Source organism: Streptomyces sp. NPDC000594 (assembly GCF_040299965.1).
GTDB lineage: Bacteria > Actinomycetota > Actinomycetes > Streptomycetales > Streptomycetaceae > Streptomyces.
The window spans coordinates 207,735-226,956 of the sequence record NZ_JBEPCY010000003.1; the positions used below are offsets into that span (position 1 = coordinate 207,735).

The 19,222-nt window shown below is 73.9% G+C and carries 12 protein-coding genes and 1 riboswitch; of the genes, 9 read left to right on the top strand and 3 right to left on the bottom strand.

Annotation, left to right across the window (positions count from 1 at the left end):
- Positions 1-45 precede the first annotated feature (45 nt).
- Both ABT354_RS05995 and ABT354_RS06000 read left to right on the top strand, forming a co-directional pair.
- Complete coding sequence (locus tag ABT354_RS05995; RefSeq protein ID WP_351489627.1) at positions 46-1,167, top strand: DUF4062 domain-containing protein; 1,122 nt, start codon at positions 46-48, stop codon at positions 1,165-1,167.
- A 534-nt stretch (positions 1,168-1,701) separates the two neighbouring features.
- Positions 1,702-3,459: a CDP-glycerol glycerophosphotransferase family protein gene (locus tag ABT354_RS06000; protein ID WP_351489629.1), complete on the top strand. Its 1,758-nt coding sequence runs from the start codon at positions 1,702-1,704 to the stop codon at positions 3,457-3,459.
- On the opposite strand, the gene ABT354_RS06005 is transcribed toward ABT354_RS06000, so the two are convergent.
- A complete protein-coding gene (locus ABT354_RS06005) occupies positions 3,399-5,576 on the bottom strand; it encodes an NB-ARC domain-containing protein (RefSeq protein WP_351489632.1) in 2,178 nt (725 codons plus the stop codon). The genes ABT354_RS06000 and ABT354_RS06005 overlap by 61 nt on opposite strands.
- A gap of 212 nt (positions 5,577-5,788) precedes the next feature.
- Here ABT354_RS06005 and ABT354_RS06010 point away from each other — a divergent pair, with 212 nt between their 5' ends.
- On the top strand, positions 5,789-6,220 hold the full coding sequence (locus ABT354_RS06010) for a hypothetical protein (RefSeq protein ID WP_351489635.1): 432 nt from the start codon (positions 5,789-5,791) through the stop codon (positions 6,218-6,220).
- A 58-nt stretch (positions 6,221-6,278) separates the two neighbouring features.
- Here the strand turns inward: ABT354_RS06010 and cobN are convergent, their stop codons facing one another.
- Positions 6,279-9,914: a cobaltochelatase subunit CobN gene (gene cobN / locus ABT354_RS06015; RefSeq protein WP_351489637.1), complete on the bottom strand. Its 3,636-nt coding sequence runs from the start codon at positions 9,912-9,914 to the stop codon at positions 6,279-6,281.
- 48 nt (positions 9,915-9,962) lie between these two features.
- Positions 9,963-10,074, bottom strand: a riboswitch (cobalamin riboswitch).
- Between the two features lie 95 nt (positions 10,075-10,169).
- On the opposite strand from cobN, the gene cobG reads away from it, so the two are divergent.
- The 5 genes from cobG (at position 10,170) to cobM (ending at position 16,395) form a co-directional block, all read left to right on the top strand.
- Positions 10,170-11,747, top strand: coding sequence for a precorrin-3B synthase (gene cobG / locus ABT354_RS06020; protein WP_502983348.1), 1,578 nt, complete (start codon positions 10,170-10,172; stop codon positions 11,745-11,747).
- A gap of 75 nt (positions 11,748-11,822) precedes the next feature.
- Positions 11,823-12,473, top strand: coding sequence for a precorrin-8X methylmutase (locus ABT354_RS06025; RefSeq protein WP_351489642.1), 651 nt, complete (start codon positions 11,823-11,825; stop codon positions 12,471-12,473).
- The gene (locus ABT354_RS06030) at positions 12,470-13,990 is read left to right on the top strand and encodes a precorrin-2 C(20)-methyltransferase (RefSeq protein WP_351489645.1); all 1,521 of its coding nucleotides are present in this window, start codon (positions 12,470-12,472) and stop codon (positions 13,988-13,990) included. Before ABT354_RS06025 ends, ABT354_RS06030 begins: the two co-directional genes overlap by 4 nt.
- Positions 13,991-14,356: 366 nt before the next feature.
- Complete coding sequence (gene cbiE, locus ABT354_RS06035) at positions 14,357-15,634, top strand: precorrin-6y C5,15-methyltransferase (decarboxylating) subunit CbiE (protein WP_351489648.1); 1,278 nt, start codon at positions 14,357-14,359, stop codon at positions 15,632-15,634.
- Positions 15,631-16,395, top strand: coding sequence for a precorrin-4 C(11)-methyltransferase (gene cobM, locus ABT354_RS06040; protein ID WP_351489651.1), 765 nt, complete (start codon positions 15,631-15,633; stop codon positions 16,393-16,395). The genes cbiE and cobM overlap by 4 nt, the downstream gene beginning before the upstream one ends.
- Positions 16,396-16,530: 135 nt before the next feature.
- Here cobM and ABT354_RS06045 read toward each other — a convergent pair whose 3' ends face one another.
- On the bottom strand, positions 16,531-17,280 hold the full coding sequence (locus ABT354_RS06045) for a cobalt-precorrin-6A reductase (RefSeq protein WP_351489653.1): 750 nt from the start codon (positions 17,278-17,280) through the stop codon (positions 16,531-16,533).
- 125 nt (positions 17,281-17,405) lie between these two features.
- On the opposite strand from ABT354_RS06045, the gene ABT354_RS06050 reads away from it, so the two are divergent.
- Entirely contained in the window at positions 17,406-18,524 is a 1,119-nt protein-coding gene (locus ABT354_RS06050) for a cobalt-precorrin-5B (C(1))-methyltransferase (RefSeq protein WP_351489656.1), read from the top strand.
- The last annotated feature ends 698 nt before the right edge of the window (positions 18,525-19,222 follow it).

The window sequence follows — 19,222 nt, forward strand, 5'->3', positions numbered from 1 at the left end:
CCAGTTCGCCCAAGAAGCGAACGTCAGCACTGGAGACACCGTAGCGTGAGGATCTTCATCAGTAGTGTCCGCAGAGGACTCGACGAGGAGCGCGACTCCCTACCTGGCCTGATCAGCGCATTGGGGCATACGCCTGTGCGATTCGAGGACTTCTCCGCACAGACCACACCCAGTCGGGAGGCCTGCCTGGAAGCGTTGGCATCTGCGGATGTCTGCCTCTTCCTGCTAGGCCCGAAGTACGGCCACATCTTTCACGAAACAGGACAGTCCGCAACTCACGACGAATGGGTGGCCGCTCAAGCAGCAGGCATACCTCGGCTGGTCTACCGCAAGCTGCAGGTAGAATTCGAGCCCGCTCAGGTCGATTTCACACGGATCGTACAAGCCTACGCCACTGGGGTGTTCCGCGATTCCTTCGAGACCACCTCGGAGCTTCAGACCAAGGTCGTACAGAAGATCAAAGAGCTGGAGGCTGGCACATCTCCTCTGTCCTTTGCCAGGCTGGCGGAGCCTCCTGAACTGCGCTGGACCATCGACGACACGAGTATGAATCCGTTGGCCGGCAACGATGTTCCCCTGCTGGAGCTTCACGTCCTGCCCCTGAACTTCGTCGGCCACTCGGATCGCGAGCTGGAACAGCTCAGCACATCGCTGGTGGACCGGATCCGAACCGCCGGACTGGTCCGGGGCGACGTTGCCCTGTCGCCCTCCAGGTCCCGAGATCACGTAGCAGTAAGCGTCCCGTCCGGGCGGCCCCGATCATGGGATGCGCCACAACCTGGCGAACTCGCGGAAGTACGTCTCTACAAGACAGGCCAAATCTCCACCCGAGCCACGCTCCCCAAGGACGGCTTGGGCTCGATTCTGGACCCCGAGGCCCTGCCTCAGCAGATCACTGACCTGTTGAAGTTCATCGGTGCGTTGAACATCGTCCAGCAAGATCGGATCGTCGTCGCGGCGGGCGTGTCGTGCAGCGCACTGACCAGTGTCGACAGGTTCGATCCCCACCAGTCGCGGCGTAGTGCCCGGCTGTCCCACCCCTCGAACTTCGCCCTTCGAACCGAAGCCGATGAGTCCGTCACACTGGCTGCTCTGAGCACCGGGGCCAAGGAAGTCGCAGGACCTCTCTCACGAGCCCTGGTCAGACAGCACCCGACTGCGCGCTAGCACTCCAGGAGCGGGAGCCGCTTGGGAGCCGATACGCTCTCTCAACCCACCGCAGGCCCCGCGAAACCAACGGGCACAGTGGACCTGACCTGCACAAATGCAATCCTCGCAGGCCAGGCCAGCGCCCGAACCTCATTCGGGACGAAGAGGTCGTGGGTTCAAATCCCGCCACCCCGACAGCTGAGTAGTAGATCAGGGCCGGTGACTCATTTGAGTCACCGGCCCTGATGCGTTGTGCGTGACCGCCTGCGGGACACACCGCGTCGGTCTCCTGGCGGAACCGCGTGTGGTTGGCTCGGTCAGCCATGTCGCCCAGCAGCGAAGCCGGCGGGGACCGAGCCGGCGGTCGGCCTTCCGGGGAGGGAAATCGGTGGAACGGTTGCCCAGCGTCCACATATGCGCTAACGAAATTGAGCCGGGAGCCAGGAGCCGGGAGCCGGGAGCCGGGAGCCGGGAGCCGGGAGCCGGGAGCCGGGAGCCGGGGAGTCGTCCGGGCGGGTTGTGTGCGATCCTGCCCTCGGGCGGAGGTACGTGATGGAGCCCGACGAGCGCATTCTCGTTCCCGTAGGACCCGACGCCGCGCGCTGGCGGACCTTCGGCGGTGAGCGGACGCTGGTGGTCGCCGCGCGGACGGTGACCTCGCTGGTGCGGGTGCTGGATGTGGTGCCCGAGATCGTGCACGACGATCCGCGGATCACCGTGGTGTTCGCGTACGACCCGACATCCGCCTTCAACGACGGGGTGCTCGATCTGCTCCGGTCGCTGGGCTGCCGTACGCTGCCGTGGCCCCAGCTCCCGGAGATCTCGCCCGACCTGCTGATCTCGGCCTCGGAGAATGTCACGGTGCCGCCCGGCGACTACCCGGTGGTGGTGCTTCCGCACGGGGTCGGGTTCCAGAAGCAGGTCCCCGACTCCGCCGGGGCCGGCACACGGCTCTCCGGGCTGGTCCACGGCGATCTGCTGGCGGCCGGGCGCGCCTGGCTGGCGGTGTCCCATCCCGACCAGGAGGCCCAGCTGGCGGCCGCCCATCCCGGTACGGCCGGGAGGACCGTACTGGTCGGGGATCCCTGCCTCGACCGGCTTCGGGCCAGTGCCCGGTGGCGGGAGCGCTACCGGGCGGCCCTGGGGTTGCTTCCCGGTCAGCGGCTGGTCCTGGTCAGCTCGACATGGGGTCAGGAGTCGCTGGCCGGATCGTGGCCGGGGCTTCCGGCGGAGCTGCTGGCCCAGCTCCCGGCCGATGAGTTCCGGGTGGCTCTGGTCCTGCACCCGAACGTCTGGTCCGGGCACGGTGCCTGGCAGATCCGGGTCATGCAGCGAAGCGCCCTGGAGGCCGGGCTGATCGCCGTCGACCCCACGGACGGCTGGCAACAGGCCCTGGTCGCCTCGGACCTGGTCATCGGCGATCACGGGTCGGTGACGCTCTACGGCGCGGCACTCGGGCGCCCCCTCCTGCTCGGCGCGTTCGGGTCGGAGGCCGTTCCCGGTACGGCCGGGTACGCACTGCGCACGGCGGCGGGGCGGCTGGAGGCGGGCCGGCCGCTGCCGGAGCAGCTGGCGGCGGCGATGGCGGGGCACCGGGCGGACCGGTTCGCCGAGGTCACCGCGGGTGCCTTCGCGGAGCCCGGGGAAGCCCTGCCCCGGCTGCGCGAACTGGTCTACGGTCTGCTCGGCCTCGCTCCGTCCCACCACCCGGGCCGTGGTCCGCGTGCCTTCCCGATCCCGCTCCCCCGCACCACCGGGGCCCGGTCGCTGATGGTGCGCACCTCCGTCGTGCGGGGCGCCGAGGGCGTGCTCCAGGTGGCGGTCGAACGCTTCCCGGCGGCGCTGGCCGGGGAGAGGGCCGAGGACGACACCTCGTTCTGGCATCTGGCCTGCGACCTCGACGAGCCGGACACCCGTCTCACCGAGAGCGCCACCGTCATCAGCTCGGCGTCGGAGATCTTCACTCCCGCGGCGGGACGCCGCAGGGTGGGATCCCTGCTGACCGACTTCCCCGGAGCCCGGATCGCCGCGCTGGCCGGGGAGGACGGCTGTGTCGTCGGGCTGCGTGACGGCCGCCGGCTGCACATCCGCGCCGTCGACGGTCCGGGCCCCGACCCCGGCACCGCCGCGGCGGCGGTCTATGTGTGTCTGCGCCTCGGCATACCGCTGGACGGCACGATGGTCCTGGTCCTGGTCCAGGGCGCGCGTCGGCAGCGGCTGCGGATCGGTCCCGTATCGCCGGTCGGGGATCAGCCGGCGGCGAGCCGGGCCAGGACCGCCGCCGCCCGGGGGCTGCCGCCCTCCTCGTAGATCGTGAGGGCACGGCGCAGACAGCCGCGGACGGCCTCGGGGTCGTCCAGCAGGTCCGCCAGGTCCTCCAGGGCACGGGCCTCGTAGTGCGAGGCGCCGCCGCGGTGCAGGTCGTCGGCGGCCCGGGTGAGGGCGGCGGCTGCCTCCGCGCGAGCGCCGCGCCGGGCCAGGATCCTGCCGGTGTCGGCGAGGGCCCGTGCCGCCATCCGCTCGTCGCCCAGGGCGCGGAAGGCCTCCCCGGCCCGGTCGAGGGCGGCCAGGCCGGTGGCGTGGTCGCCGGCCGAACTCTGCGCGCAGCCCAGGAAGTAGCGGGCCAGGGCCTCGCCCCGGGCCTCCCCGGCCTCGGCGTTGAGGGCGAGTGACATGCGGTAGGCGTCCACCGCGCGGGCCGGGTCGTGCCGGTCCCAGTAGCGGCCGAGGAACTCCTGGACCGAGGCCTGGAGGACCGGATGTCCCGACTCCACGGCGAGCTGCTCGGCCCGGTCCAGTTCCTCCTTCGCCCGCTCGTCCTGTCCCAGATCGAGCAGCGGCCGGGACAACAGGCTGCGCAGCCGTGCCTCGGCGGCCGGGTCGCCGTCGCGCCGTGCCGCCTCGGCGCCCAGTTCGAGCGACTCGCGCCAGTCGGCGAGGTGCCGGTGGTGGAGGAAGAGAACGGTGAACGCCTCGGCCGTCCGCCACACCGCGCCGTCGAGGCCGAAGCCGGACGCGGCGCGGAGCACGGCGAGGATATTGGCCCGCTCGGCCTCCAGCCAGCTGATCGCGGAGCGGCCGGGGTCGGACGTACCGGCGAACGGCCCGGCGGCGTCCGGTCCGGCCGGTACGGCGGCGGGGTCCGCTACGGCCGGTACGGCGATACGGAGCCGGTCGGCCCGGACCGCGAGGTCCGCCGCCGACGTCAGCGCGAGGTAGTGCCCGGTGACCCTGCCGACCGTCTCCCGCTCCGCCTCGGGCGGGTCGAGGCTCCGGGCGGTGTCCCGGGCGTGGAGCCGGACCAGGCCGTGCAGGGTGTATCTGCGGTCCTCGGTGACGGACAGCAGGCTGGCGGCTTCCAGGACGTCCAGCGCCGCCTGGGCCTCGTCGGCCGAACGGAGCCCGGCGGCCACCCCGGCGACGGCGGTGTCGAAGCAGAGGCCGGGCAGCCGGCCGAGGATCCGGTACATACGGGCGGCGGCGTCGGGGAGGTCGCGGTAGGCCAGTTCAAGGGCTGCGGACACGGTGCGCTCCTCGTGGGCTGAGGACACGGCGATACGGCTGAGGCGGCTCTGTTCGTCGGACAGCTCGGCGACCAGCGCGCCGATCGTCAGGCGGCGTTGGGTCAGCAGCCGGGCACCACAGATCCGCAGGGCCACCGGCAGACCGCCGCAGAGTTCGACCAGCCGGGCCGCGTCCGCCGCCTCGTCCTCGATCCGCCGATGCCCGCAGAGGGCCGACAGCAGCTCCAGCGCGCTCTCGGTGTCCAGGGCGCCGAGCGGGAGCAGGGCGGCGCCGTCCAGGACCAGCTCGCCCAGCCGCCAGGTGCTGGTCGCCAGGACGGCACTGCCAAGACCTTGCGGAAGGAGGGCGGTGACCTGGGCCGGGCGGGTCACATCGTCCAGGACGACCAGCATCCGGCGCCGGGCCGACAGGTCGCGGTAGAGGGCCGTACGGTCGGCGAGGCCCGGGGGAAGGTACTGGTCCCGCACGCCCAGGGCACGCAGGCAGATGGCGAGCGCCTCCGAGACGTCCCCGCCGGCCCCCGCACGGAGAGCGGCGAAGTCGACAAAGATCTGCCCGCCGGGGAAGCGCCGCTGGTTGGTGTGGGCCCATTGGCAGACGGCGGCCGTCTTGCCGATTCCGGGGAGCCCGCTGAAGACACCGATCGGGCAGCCGGCGGCATCGCCGTACCCGAATAAGCCGTCCAGCTCGGCCAGTACCCGGTCGCGGTTGACGAAGCCGCGCGGTGGTCTCGGGACCTGGTCCGGGCGGCGGTCTCCGGACCCCTTCGGCCCCTCGTGGTAGTTGAAGGTGATACCGCCGTGGACGATGCCGGCCTGGACCAGCTGGCCTTCCACATGGCCGGGAAGGCTGTTCGCGATCCCTGTCGGCACCGGGTCTTCCCGCCCGTCGCGCGCGCTCATCGACCACCGCCTCCCGGGCGCTCCGGCCCATGGTCACCGTACTGGAACACCCGGCGGGAGGGGGTGTTTCCCGGGCCGTCGCCGGGTCGGGCCCGTAAGGAACCGAAACCCCGGAGACCGGATGCCGGATACCCGGGAACGGCTTCGTGGCGCCGGGCAGCGCGCCTAGGGTGGGACGATCCGATACTGATCGAGATCGAGGGAGCACCGGCATGGACCCGATCACCGCAGCGGCTCTCGCCGCACTGGCCGGCGGTCTCAGCGGCGAGGCCGGGCGTCAGGCGTGGCAGGGGCTCACCACGCTGGTGCGGCGCCCCTTCGGGGGAAGCCCGGCGCAGGGAGCGGAAGAGGGCGGGACGCCCCAGGTCAGCTCCGGTGAGCAGGAGATCGCCGCGCTGGAGCACGACCCCGTCGACCCGGTGCGCGCCCAGGCGCTGGCCACGGCGCTCGGTGTACGGGCCGCCCTGGACGGGGAGTTCCGCGTCCTGCTCGACGAGTGGTGGCAGCGGACACAGGCCGGATCGGCGACTGTCACGGTGAACAACAGCGTCGGCACCCAGACGGGCACGATGGTCCAGGGCCAGGAGTTCTCCGGCCTCACCTTCACCATGAACTTCGGCGCGGCCACCCCCGACAGGGAGTAACAGGTAGTGACACGCGCCGGTTGCCCCTGCCCGGTACAGGGCAGGGGCAACCGGCAGATCAGTCCTCGCCCTCCAGATTGCCCTCGGTCTCCAGGTAGACCTCGCGGAGGGCGGCCAGGACCGCCGGGTCCGGCTTGGACCACAGGCCGCGGGACTCGGCCTCCAGGAGGCGTTCGGCGATGCCGTGGAGGGCCCAGGGGTTGGCCTGTTCCAGGAAGGCGCGGTTCTCCGGGTCCAGGACGTAGGCCTCGGTCAGCTTGTCGTACATCCAGTCGGCGACGACACCGGTGGTGGCGTCGTACCCGAAGAGGTAGTCCACGGTGGCGGCCAGCTCGAAGGCGCCCTTGTAGCCGTGGCGGCGCATCGCCTCGATCCACTTGGGGTTGACGACACGGGCGCGGAAGACCCGGGAGGTCTCCTCGACCAGGGTGCGGGTGCGGACGGTCTCCGGGCGGGTGGAGTCGCCGATGTACGCCTCCGGGGCGGTGCCGCGCAGGGCGCGGACGGTGGCCACCATGCCGCCGTGGTACTGGAAGTAGTCGTCCGAGTCGGCGATGTCGTGCTCACGGGTGTCGGTGTTCTTCGCCGCCACCGCGATCCGCTTGTACGCCGTCTCCATCTCATCGCGCGCGGGCCGGCCGTCCAGTTCACGGCCGTACGCGTAGCCGCCCCAGACCGTGTAGACCTCGGCGAGGTCCGCGTCGGTGCGCCAGTCGCGGGAGTCGATCAGCTGGAGCAGTCCGGCGCCGTAGGTGCCGGGGCGGGAGCCGAAGATACGGGTGGTGGCGCGGCGTTCGTCGCCGTGCACGGCCAGGTCGGCCTGGGTGTGGGCGCGTACGTGGTTGTCCTCGGCGGGCTCGTCCAGGGAGGCGGCGAGGCGTACGGCGTCGTCCAGCAGGCCGATGGTGTGCGGGAAGGCGTCGCGGAAGAAGCCGGAGATCCGCAGGGTCACATCGACCCGGGGGCGGCCCAGTTCGGCGAGGGGCACCGGCTCCAGGCCGGTGACCCGGCGGGAGGCGTCGTCCCATACCGGACGGACGCCCAGCAGCGCCAGTGCCTCGGCCACATCGTCGCCCGCCGTGCGCATCGCGCTCGTACCCCAGAGGGAGAGCCCGACCGAGGTGGGCCAGGAGCCGTTGTCCTCGCGGTAGCGGGTGAGCAGGGACTCGGCGAGGGCCTGGCCGGTCTCCCAGGCGAGCCGGGAGGGCACGGCCTTGGGGTCGACCGAGTAGAAGTTGCGGCCGGTCGGCAGGACGTTGACCAGTCCGCGCAGCGGTGAGCCGGAGGGGCCGGCCGGGACGAAGCCGCCGTTCAGGGCGTGGACCGTATGGTCCAGCTCGGCGGTGGTGGCGGCGAGGCGCGGGACGACCTCCCGGGCGGCGAACTCCAGGACCGCCCGGACCTCGTCGTTCACCTCGGCGGGGATCGCCGTCAGCTCCCAGCCGGCGTCGTCCATCGTCTGCACCAGGGCGCGCGCCCGCTCCTCGGCCTCGTCCGCCGTGGTCCGGGTGGCGGCGGACTCGTCCAGGCCCAGCGCCTCGCGCAGCCCCGGGAGTGCGGTCGTACCGCCCCAGATCTGGCGGGCGCGCAGGATCGCCAGGATCAGATTGACCCGGTCCCCGCCCTGCGGGGCGCCGCCCAGCACATGGAGGCCGTCGCGGATCTGGGCGTCCTTGATCTCGCAGAGCCAGCCGTCGACATGGAGGAGGAAGTCGTCGAAGCCGTCGTCCTCGGGCCGGTTCTCCAGACCGAGGTCGTGGTCGAGCCTGGCCGCCTGGATGAGGGTCCAGATCTGCGCCCGGATCGCGGGCAGCTTCGCCGGGTCCATGGAGGAGATCTGGGCGTACTCGTCCAGAAGCTGTTCCAGACGGGCGATGTCCCCGTACGAGTCGGCGCGCGCCATTGGCGGCACCAGATGGTCCACGAGCGTGGCGTGCGTCCGGCGCTTGGCCTGGGTGCCCTCGCCCGGGTCGTTCACCAGGAACGGGTAGACCAGGGGGAGGTCGCCGAGGGCGGCGTCGGGGCCGCAGGCGGCGGAGAGCCCGGCGTTCTTCCCCGGCAGCCACTCCAGATTGCCGTGCTTGCCAAGGTGGATCATGGCGTCGGCGCCGAAGCCGCCGTCCTCGCGCGCCGCCGCTATCCAGCGGTAGGCGGCCAGATAGTGGTGCGAGGGCGGCAGATCGGGGTCGTGGTAGATCGCGATCGGGTTCTCGCCGAAGCCGCGCGGCGGCTGGATGAGGATCAGCAGATTGCCCCGGCGCAGCGCGGCGAGGACGATATCGCCCTCGGGGTTGGCGCTGCGGTCCACGAACATCTCGCCGGGCGGCGGGCCCCAGTGCTCCTCGACCTGTTCCCGCAGCTGCGCGGGGAGTTCCCCGTACCAGCGCCGGTAGTCGGCGGCGGGGATCCGGACCGGGTTGGCCGCGAGCTGCTCCTCGGTCAGCCACTCCTGGTCATGGCCGCCGGCGTCGATCAGGGCGCGGATCAGTTCGTCGCCGTCGCCGGAGACCAGGCCGGGGATCTCCTCGCCGGGCCCGAAGTCGTATCCCTCCGCCAGCAGTCGGCGCAGCAGGGCGACGGCGCTGGCGGGGGTGTCGAGGCCGACCGCGTTGCCGATACGGGAGTGCTTGGTGGGGTACGCGGAGAGCACCAGGGCGAGGCGCTTCTCGGCGGCGGGGACATGGCGCAGCCGGGCGTGGCGGACGGCGATCCCGGCGACCCGGGCGGCCCGCTCGGGGTCGGCGACATAGGCGGGCAGCCCGTCCCGGTCGATCTCCTTGAAGGAGAACGGGACGGTGATCAGCCGGCCGTCGAACTCCGGTACCGCGATCTGGCTGGCGGCGTCGAGCGGGGAGACGCCCTCGTCGTTCTCCTCCCAGGTGGAACGCGAGCCGGTGAGGCAGAGCGCCTGGAGGACGGGGACATCGAGGCCGGTGAGGGCGCCCGCGTCCCAGGAGTCGTCGTCGCCGCCGGCGGAGGCGTCGGCGGGGCGGGTGCCGCCCGCCGCGAGGACCGTGGTGACGATGGCGTCGGCGGGGCGCAGGGCGTCGATCAGCTCCGGCTCGGGGGCGCGGAGGGAGGCGACATAGAGCGGAAGGGCCGTGGCTCCCTTGCGCTCGATCTCGTCGCACAGGGTGTGGATGAAGGCGGTGTTCCCGCTCATGTGGTGGGCGCGGTAGTAGAGCACCGCGATCACGGGGGTGCCCTCGGGCGCGGGAGCGGCCTCGGGGCGCTCCAGCGGTCCCCAGGTCGGCGCCGGGGCCGGGGGTTCGAAGCCATGGCCGGTGAGCAGCACCGTGTCGGAGAGGAAGCGGGCGAGCTGCTCCAGATTGGCCGGTCCGCCGTGGGCGAGATAGGCGTGTGCCTCGGCGGCGATGCCGACGGGGACGGTGGACGCCTCCATCAGCTGGGCGTCGGGGGCCTGTTCCCCGGTGAGCACCACCACGGGCCGCCCGCTCCCGATCAGCAGGTCCAGCCCCTCCTGCCAGGCCCTGACCCCGCCGAGGAGGCGGACGACGACCAGGACGGCACCGTCCAGCAGTCCGGGGAGGTCGTCGAGGGAGAGCCGCGAGGGGTTGGCGAAGCGGTAGGCGACCGGGCCGTCGGCGGCGCGGGCGCTCAGCAGATCGGTGTCGGAGGTCGAGAGGAGCAGGATCTCGTGGGGACGGGGGGCGTCCGCGGACGACTGATGCATGCGGCGTCTGGCCTTCCTCGGGGTTTCCGCGCCCCGGGCGGTGTCGGACGGCGGGAGTTCCTGACTCGCCGGGCCCGGGGGCCAAGCTCACAGTGGCGGGACCGCGCCGGAGTCACACCGGGCTTCCTCCCCTTGTGCCGTCGCCGGCGATGGCGGACCGGGTGATCCGCCGGGCCCCATCGTAAGGGCCGTATCCCTTCTGCGGGATATGTCATTTGGGCTGCTATGCGGGCGGGTGCCGGAATGGCCATGGGTATGCTCGCCGCCATGTCCACGACCGGGGCCACGCCTTTCACCAGCCCAGACGCGCCGCTTTTGGACCGGGGTGCGGGCGATGACCCGGTCCGGGACGGCGGTGACGCCTGCCCCGGGGCGCTGCGGCTGCACCGGGCGGACGACGGGGCGCTGGCCCGGATCCGGCTGCCCGGCGGGGTGCTGGACGCGGCCGGGGCGGATGCCCTGGCCCGGGCGGCCGGGGAGCTGGGCGACGGAGTGCTGCATCTCACCTCCCGGGGCAATGTCCAGCTGCGCGGGATGCGCGACGGCTGCGGCGCCACGCTGGCGCGGCTCCTCGACGGGGCGGGGCTGTTGCCGTCGCCCCGTCATGAGCGGATCCGCAATGTGGTCGCCTCGCCGCTGTCGGGGCTGGACGGCCGGGGCCGGGCGGATGTCGGGCCCTGGCTGCGGGAGCTGGACGGGCTGCTCTGCGCCGGGGGCGCGGTGGGCGCCCTCTCCGGCCGCTTCCTCTTCGCGCTGGACGACGGGCGGGGCGATGTGGGGGCGCTCGGCGCGGATGTGACGGTCACGGCGGCGGTGGAGGACGGCTGGGCGCTGCTGCGGCTGGGGGGCGGGGGCGGTGCGCTGCGGATCCGGGGGGAGCGGGCCGCGCGGGCGGCGGTGACGGCGGCGGAGGTCTTCCTGGCGGCGGTACGGGAGGTCGCGCTCCCGGGTGCTCCGGTACAGGGTGCTGCGCTCCCGGGTGCTCCGGTACGGGACGCCGCGCTCCCGGGTGCTCCGGTACGGGAGGTTCCGGTACGGGGTGCTGCGGTACGGGATGCCGCGGCACGCGGTCTCTGGCGCGTCGCCGACCTGGGCGGCCAGGAGGACGCGCTGCTCCGGGAGGTCGCCCTGCGGCTGGCGGCCCTGGGCGCGGAGGCGCACGAGGTGCCCGCGCCCGCTGTCGTCCCCGATCCCGCCGACGGTCCGCCGCCCGGCGTGGTGCCCGGTCCCGACCCCGGCCGGGTCGCGCTCTCCGTACGGGCCCCGCTGGGCCTGCTCACCGGCGCGCAGTGGCGGGCGCTGACCGACTGCGCCCGTGCCGACGGCCGGGGCGAGCTGCGGCTCACGCCCTGGCGCGGCATCGTCGTCCCCGCCGTCGCCGCCGGCCGGGCGGCGGACCGGCTCGCCGCGCTCGCCGCCACCGGGCTGGTCACCGGAGCCGATTCGCCCTGGTGGGGCGTGGGTGCCTGTGCCGGACGGCCGGGCTGTGCGAAGTCGCTCGCGGATGTACGGGCCGACGCGACCGCGCTGGTGGCCCTCACGCCCACCGGTGACCGGGGCCGGGGCGCGCTTCCGGTGTACTGGTCCGGCTGTGGGCGCGGCTGCGGCCGTCCCCCCGGGGACCGGATCGATGTCGTCGCCGAGAGCACCGGCTACCGCGTCGACGAGGTCCGCGCGGGCCGCCCCCGTACCCGTAGCAGAGTGGACCACTCCGCCGGACCCGGGGAACTGGCCGCCGCCGTAAGGTCCGCACGGGCCCCGGAGACCCCGCAGGGGCCCGCCGGGGCCGACCCGGCACCATGCCCGCCCCCGACGACCCCTGCCGACCCCTGACGACCCCTGACCACCGGGCACCACACCACCAGGCGCGCCCGGCGCCGCCCGCGTCCGACCGGACGCGGTGACCCGATGAGCGAGAGCAGCGAGAAGAGCGTGTTCGACTACGAGAAGGACGGCGCGGCCATCTACCGCCAGTCCTTTGCCACCATCCGCGCGGAAGCCGACCTCGCGGGTCTGCCCGCCGATGTCAGCCAGGTCGCGGTCCGGATGATCCACGCCTGCGGGATGGTCGATCTCGTACGCGATCTCTCGTACAGCCCCCAGGTGGTGGCGCGGGCACGGGCGGCGCTGCGGGCCGGGGCGCCGATCCTGACCGACGCGCGGATGGTCGCCAGCGGGGTCACCCGCAAGCGGCTGCCCGCCGACAACGAGGTGATCTGCACCCTCAACGACCCCTCCGTGCCCGATCTCGCGGCCCGGCTCGGGACGACGCGCAGCGCCGCCGCGCTGGAGCTGTGGCGGGACCGGCTCGACGGTGCGGTCGTCGCCATAGGCAACGCGCCCACCGCGCTCTTCCGGCTGCTGGAGATGGTCGAGGAGGGGGCCCCTCGCCCGGCGGCCGTCATCGGCGTACCCGTAGGCTTCATCGGCGCCGCCGAGTCGAAGGAAGCCCTGGCCGGGCATGGCTCGGGCCTCGACCACCTGGTCGTGCGCGGCCGGCGCGGTGGCAGTGCCATGGCGGCCGCCGCCCTGAACGCGATCGCGAGCGAGGAAGAATGAGCGGCACCAGCACCGGCCGGCTGTACGGCGTGGGGCTCGGCCCCGGCGATCCGTCGCTGATGACCGTACGCGCCGTGGAGGTCATCGCCGAGGCGGATGTGATCGCGTACCACAGCGCGCGGCACGGGCGGTCCATCGCGCGGTCGATCGCGGCCCGGCACATCCGGCCGGACCACATCGAGGAGGCGCTGGTCTACCCCGTCACCACGGAGACCACCGACCACCCGGGGGGCTACCGGGGCGCGTTGGAGGAGTTCTACGAGGAGGCGGCGGCCCGGCTGGCCGTCCATCTGGACGCGGGGCGCACGGTCGCGGTGCTCGCGGAGGGCGATCCGCTCTTCTACGGCTCGTACATGCATATGCACAAGCGGCTCGCCGACCGGTATCCGACGGAGGTCGTCCCCGGGGTCACCTCGGTGAGCGGGGCGGCGGCCCGGCTGGGGGTGCCGCTGGTCGAGGCCGAGGAGGTGCTGACGATCCTGCCGGGCACACTGCCGGAGGAGGAGCTGACGGCCCGGCTGGCGTCGACGGACGCGGCGGTGGTGATGAAGCTGGGGCGTACGTTCCCCAAGGTGCGCCGGGCGCTGGAGCGTTCGGGGCGGCTGAACGAGGCCCGCTATGTGGAACGGGCCACCATGGAGGGCGAGCGCACGGGTGCGCTGGCCGAGGTGGCGGCGGATTCCGTGCCGTACTTCTCGGTGGCGGTGCTGCCGAGCCGGATCGGCGCGACGGCGCCGGAGCCTCCGGTGGACGCGGTTCCCGGGCGGGGCGAGGTCGTCGTGGTCGGCACCGGGCCCGCCGGGCCGCTGTGGCTGACACCCGAGTCGAAGGGGGCGCTCGCCGGGGCGGACGATCTCGTCGGCTATACGACCTATCTGGACCGGGTTCCGGTACGGGCCGGTCAGCGGCGGCACGGCTCCGACAACCGGGTCGAGTCCGAGCGGGCGGAGTTCGCGCTGGAGCTGGCCCGGCGGGGGCGGCGGGTCGCGGTCGTCTCCGGGGGCGACCCGGGGGTCTTCGCGATGGCGACGGCGGTCCTGGAGGCGGCGGCGCTGCCGGAGTACGCGGAGGTGCCGGTACGGGTCCTGCCGGGGGTGACCGCGGCGAACGCGGCGGCGGCCGCCGCGGGGGCGCCGCTCGGGCACGACTACGCCACGATCTCCCTCTCCGACCGGCTCAAGCCCTGGGAGGTCGTCGCGGAGCGCCTGCGGGCGGCGGCCGGCGCGGATCTGGTCCTCGCGCTCTACAACCCCGGCTCGCGGAGCCGGACCTGGCAGGTGGGCAAGGCGCGGGAGCTCCTCCTGGAGCACCGGGCGCCGGACACACCGGTGGTCGTCGCGCGCGATGTCGGCGGGCCGGAGCAGTCCGTCCGCGTCGTCCGCCTCGCGGAGCTGGAGCCCGGGGAGGTCGACATGCGGACCCTGCTGCTGGTCGGGTCCTCGCAGACCCGGACGGTGCGGCGCGGCGACGGCACGACGGTGGCCTGGACGCCGCGTCGCTATCCGGAGGCGCCGTAGCCGTCCCGGCCCCTCCGGCGCTTGAGGAGCGGGGTTCGGGGCTGGCCCCGACGTCCGCCCGAGGCCACTCGGAGCCGAGCGTCCGTCCTCAATCGCCGGACAGGCTGAAATTGAGGCCCCCGTCCACCGGAAAGCCATCCAGGAGCCGCCCGGGGCAGAAATCAGCCCCATGGGGGGCAGCTCCCGGACGGAGTCCGGGGGAGATTGAGGAGCGGGGTTCGGGGCTGGCCCCGGCGTCCGCCCGAGGGCACCCGGGGCCGAGCGTCCGTCCTCAATCGCCGGACGGGCTTAAATTGAGGCCACCGCGCCCACGGACAGTAGAGTCGCGCACGGCCCCCCGACCCCCCAAAAAACCGAGGTACCGGCGTGACCCCCGCACCCCCCACCGTCACCGTCATCGGTATCGGGGCCGACGGCTGGGCCGGGCTCCCCGAGGGGGCGCGGGACGCCCTGAGGGCCGCCGGGGTCGTCCTCGGCGGCGGGCGGCAGCTCGGCCTGCTGCCGCCGGAGTGCACCGCCGAGCGCGTGCCGTGGCCCACCCCGCTGCGGCCCGCCGTGGCCCGGCTGGTCGATGCGTACCGGGGCCGCCGGCTCGCCGTCCTGGCCAGCGGGGACCCCATGCACTACGGCATCGGCCGCGCCCTCGCCGAGATCCTGGGGCCGGACGCGCTGCGGGTCCTTCCCCACCCCTCGTCCGTCTCGCTCGCCGCCGCCCGGCTGGGCTGGCCGGTGGAGGAGACCGAGGTGGTCACCCTGGTCGGCCGGCCCACCGGCCGGCTCGCCGCCGCCCTGCACCACGGGCGCCGGGTCCTGGTGCTCAGCGCCGGTGCCGCGACGCCGGGCGAGGTCGCCGCGCTCCTGCGCGACCGGGGGTTCGGGCCCAGCCGGATGCTCGTCCTCGAACAGCTCGGCGCCCCCGCCGAGACCCGCCGCGAGGGCACCGCCGAGGAGTGGCCGCACCCGCCCGGCGACCCGCTGAACGTCATCGCCGTGGAGTGCCGCCGCGCCCCCGGCGCACCCCGGCTGGGGGCCGTTCCCGGACTTCCCGACTCCGCCTATGACCACGACGGTCAGCTGACCAAGCGCCATGTCCGCGCCGCTACCCTGGCCGCCCTCGCGCCCGCCCCCGGGGAGCTGCTGTGGGACGTGGGCGGCGGCTCCGGCTCGATCGCCATCGAGTGGATGCGTACCCACCCGTCCTGCCTGGCGGTCTGTGTCGAGCGCGACCCCGTACGGGCCGACCGCGCCGCCGGCAACGCCGACCGTCTCGGCGTCCCCGGGCTGCGGGTCCTGACCGGCGCCGCGCCCGCCGCGCTCGGCGGGCTGCCCGCCCCGGACGCGGTCTTCATCGGCGGCGGGCTGACCGTCCCCGGGCTCCTCGACGCCTGCTGGGAGGCGCTGCCGGAGGGCGGGCGGCTGGTCGCCAACACCGTCACGCTGGAGTCCGAGGCGGTGCTCGCCGGGTACCACCGGCGGTACGGCGGTGAGCTGGTACGGCTGGCGGTGGCGCACGCCGTCCCCGTCGGCGGCTTCACGGGCTGGCGGCAGGCGATGCCGGTGACCCAGTGGGCGGTACGCAAGGAGCCCGGGGAGCCGGCCGAGGGCCCTGTGAAGGACCCCGTGGAATCAGGAGACAGCACATGACCGTGTACTTCATCGGAGCCGGTCCCGGCGCGGCCGATCTGATCACCGTGCGGGGCGCCCGCACCCTCGCGTCCTGCCGGGTCTGTCTGTACGCGGGCAGTCTGGTCCCGCGCGAGCTGCTGGAGAGCTGCCCCGAGGGCGCCCGGCTCGTCGACACCGCCCGGCTCACCCTGGACGAGATCACCGAGGAGCTGGTGCGCGCCCACACGGAGGGCCATGATGTGGCCCGGCTGCACTCGGGCGACCCGTCCGTCTTCAGTGCCATGGCCGAGCAGATGCGCCGCCTGGACGCGGCGGGGGTGCCGTACGAGGTGGTCCCGGGCGTGCCCGCGTTCGCCGCCGCGGCCGCCGCCCTCAAGCGCGAGCTGACCGTGCCCACCGTGGGCCAGACCGTGATCCTCACCCGGATCGCCCGGCGCGCCACCGCCATGCCCGAGGGGGAGGATCTCGCCACGCTCGGCCGCAGTGGCGCCCTCATCGTGCTGCATCTGGCCGCCGGACACACGGACAGCGTGGTGGAGGAGCTGCTGCCGCACTATGGCGCCGACTGTCCGGCCGCCGTGGTCGCCTTCGCCAGCAGGGCCGACGAGATCGTGCTGCGCGGCACCCTCGGCGACATCGCCGAGCAGGTACGGGCGGCCGGGGTCGTCCGTACCGCCGTCATCCTGGTGGGACGGACGCTGGGCGCGGAGGGCTTCCGGGACAGCTTCCTGTACTCGGCGGGGCGCGAGCGGGACGAGTGCGGCGCGACCGTCGGGTGACACCGTGGACCGCAGGGGTGGAGCTGTGAACCGCAGGGGTGGGGGCATGGACCGCCGCGTCAGCACGGTAACGCCGCACGCCCGGTACGCGGCCCCGGCGTCAGTTCGCTGACGCCGGCCCCCGACACTCCCGCGTCACACCCCGCGCGGCAGCCGCTCCCGTACCCACTGTGCCGCCGTCTCGGGGTCCGGTACGGTCTCGACCCCCGGCGGGGGCGCGGGGCGGCGGACCACCACCACCGGGAGCCCCGCCGCCCGCGCCGCCGCCAGCTTCGGCGCGGTCGCCGCGCCCCCGCTGTCCTTGGTCACCAGGACATCGATCCGATGGCGGGCCAGCAGCGCGCGCTCCCCTTCGAGGGTGAAGGGCCCCCGGTCGAGCAGAACCTCCAGCCGGTCCGGAACGACCCCCTCCGGCGGGTCGACGGAGCGGACGAGAAACCACAGCCCGTCCCCGGGCGCGAAGGCGGCGAGCCCCATGCGCCCGGTGGTCAGAAAGACCCGCCGCCCCAGCGAGGGCAGCACCGCGGCCGCCGCCACCAGCGATTCCACCGGATGCCAGTCGTCGCCCGGCTGCCGGACCCACCCGGGACGGCGCAGCGCGAGCAGGGGAACATGGGCACAGGAGGCGGCCTCGGCCGCCGAGTGGCTGATGGTCCTGGCGAAGGGATGGGTGGCGTCGATGAGCAGATCGGCCCGGTGTGCGCGCAGCCATGCCGCCAGCCCCTCGGCCCCGCCGAAGCCGCCCACCCGGACCTCGCCCGGGGGCAGCCGGGGTGCGGCGACCCGCCCGGCGAGCGAGCTGGTCAGCCGCAGGCCGGGGGTGCCATGGAGGAGTTCCGCCAGGCGGCGGCCCTCCGTCGTACCCCCGAGAATCACGATGTGCACGGAGCGCGGACCCTTTCCTGAGGTCTCTGAGGTCTACGAGGTTCCTGAAGCTTCCGAGGTTCCCGGGGGACGGGGCTCGATGGGTGGGACAGGGCATATGAGCGGGGCAGGCGGGGTACGGGGCGATGAGTGAGGCATCGGGCGGACGCGTCGCCCAACTCAAGCACACCGGTCTCCGCTCCGGCTGGACCACCGGTGCCTGTGCGACGGCGGCGACCACCGCCGCGTACACCGCCCTGCTCACCGGCCACTTCCCCGACCCGGTGACGATCACCCTCCCCAAGGGGCAGACCCCCTCCTTCGCGCTGGCCCGGGAGGAGCTGGCGGCGGGCCGGGCGACGGCCGCCGTGGTCAAGGACGCGGGCGACGACCCGGATGTCACCCATGGCGCGCTGGTCCGGTCGACGGTACGGGTGCTGCCTGCCGGTTCCGGGGTGGTCTTCCGGGCCGGTCCGGGCGTCGGCACGGTCACCCGGCCGGGGCTGCCGCTGGCGGTGGGGGAGCCCGCGATCAACCCCGTACCCCGGCAGATGATGCGCGACCATGTGGAGCGGGTGGCACGGCTGCACGGCGGGACCGGCGATGTGGAGATCACCGTCTCGGTGGACCACGGGGAGGAGATCGCCCGTTCCACCTGGAACCCCCGGCTGGGGATCCTCGGCGGGCTCTCCATCCTGGGCACCACGGGTGTGGTGGTGCCGTACTCCTGCTCGGCGTGGATCGACTCCATCCGGCGCGGTGTGGATGTGGCGCGGGCCGCCGGGCGCCGCCATGTGGCCGCCTGCACCGGCTCGACCTCGGAGCGGACGGTGGTCGCCGCCTACGGTCTGCCGGAGGACGCCCTGCTGGACATGGGCGACTTCGCGGGCGCGGTGCTGAAGTATCTGCGCCGCCACCCGGTGGACCGGCTGACCGTCTGCGGCGGCTTCGCCAAGCTCTCCAAGCTGGCCGCCGGGCATCTGGATCTGCACTCGGCCCGTTCCCAGGTCGACAAGGGGTTCCTCGCCTCGCTGGCCCGGCGGGGCGGGGCGGACGCGGCGCTGGTACGGGAGGTGGAGACGGCCAACACCGGTCTCGCCGCGCTCCAGTCGTGCGCGGCGGCGGGGGTCCCGCTCGGTGATCTGGTCGCCGTAGCGGCGCGTACCGAGGCACTGGCGGTGCTGCGGGGCGCCCCGGTGGAGGTCGATGTGATCTGCGTCGACCGGGCGGGGACGGTCGTCGGCCGCTGCGGCCCGGCGAGCTGAGCCCCGCCCGCGGCTCCGGCACCGACCCCACCGACCCGCGCCCCGCCGACCCCGCCGGCCCGCCCACTGGTCAGCCCGTCCACAGTCGTCAACAGGCCGTCAAGGGCCTTCCGGCGAACGGACGGACGGGTAGCGGGGCGCGCGGCGGGGTACGGGCAGGCCCGTGAGGACCACGGCGGAGCAGCCGCGGGGGGACGCACGGCGACTCTCCACAAGACCTTCAACCGCGTTTGTCCACAGGGCACTTCACGTGACGTAGCCACTCGGTGATGATGTGCACGTATGAACATGCACGACCACTTCGCCCTGACGCGCCGGGCGGTGCCGCCCGCGCCCTCCCCCGATGTCCGTGTGTCCCGCCAGACCGGCGGCGACCGCGGCCGGGGTATCGGTCACGCCCGCCGTCACGGCTTCCGAATACGCGCCGGCGCGCCCCGGTAGCACCGCGCCCGCCCGGCCGCCGCCGGCCCGGGGTCACGCTCCCGTGCCACGCGCCCCGCGACCCGCGTCCTCCCGGGTGTCGCGTCCTCCCGGGTGCCGCCGGCGTACCGGTGCACACCGTCCGTTCCCGCGTGCCCGCGCCCGCGTCGTCACACGATCGCCCTCACCCGTCCGTTCCGCCCGCCCCGGGCCCGGACCCGCGTCCGCGCCCCCGGCCCGATCCTCCGGTCCCTGCCGCCCGGCACCCCACGTCTCCG

Bases quoted from the DNA above. Each gene is read 5' to 3' on its own strand.
- ABT354_RS06000 (WP_351489629.1), top strand. From the start codon at position 1,702: ATGGAGCCCGACGAGCGCATTCTCGTTCCCGTAGGACCCGACGCCGCG.
- ABT354_RS06030 (WP_351489645.1), top strand. From the start codon at position 12,470: ATGAGCGGCACCAGCACCGGCCGGCTGTACGGCGTGGGGCTCGGCCCC.
- ABT354_RS06010 (WP_351489635.1), top strand. From the start codon at position 5,789: ATGGACCCGATCACCGCAGCGGCTCTCGCCGCACTGGCCGGCGGTCTC.
- cobG (WP_502983348.1), top strand. From the start codon at position 10,170: ATGCTCGCCGCCATGTCCACGACCGGGGCCACGCCTTTCACCAGCCCA.
- ABT354_RS06005 (WP_351489632.1), bottom strand. From the start codon at position 5,576: ATGAGCGCGCGCGACGGGCGGGAAGACCCGGTGCCGACAGGGATCGCG.
- cobN (WP_351489637.1), bottom strand. From the start codon at position 9,914: ATGCATCAGTCGTCCGCGGACGCCCCCCGTCCCCACGAGATCCTGCTC.
- ABT354_RS06050 (WP_351489656.1), top strand. From the start codon at position 17,406: ATGAGTGAGGCATCGGGCGGACGCGTCGCCCAACTCAAGCACACCGGT.
- ABT354_RS06025 (WP_351489642.1), top strand. From the start codon at position 11,823: ATGAGCGAGAGCAGCGAGAAGAGCGTGTTCGACTACGAGAAGGACGGC.
- cobM (WP_351489651.1), top strand. From the start codon at position 15,631: ATGACCGTGTACTTCATCGGAGCCGGTCCCGGCGCGGCCGATCTGATC.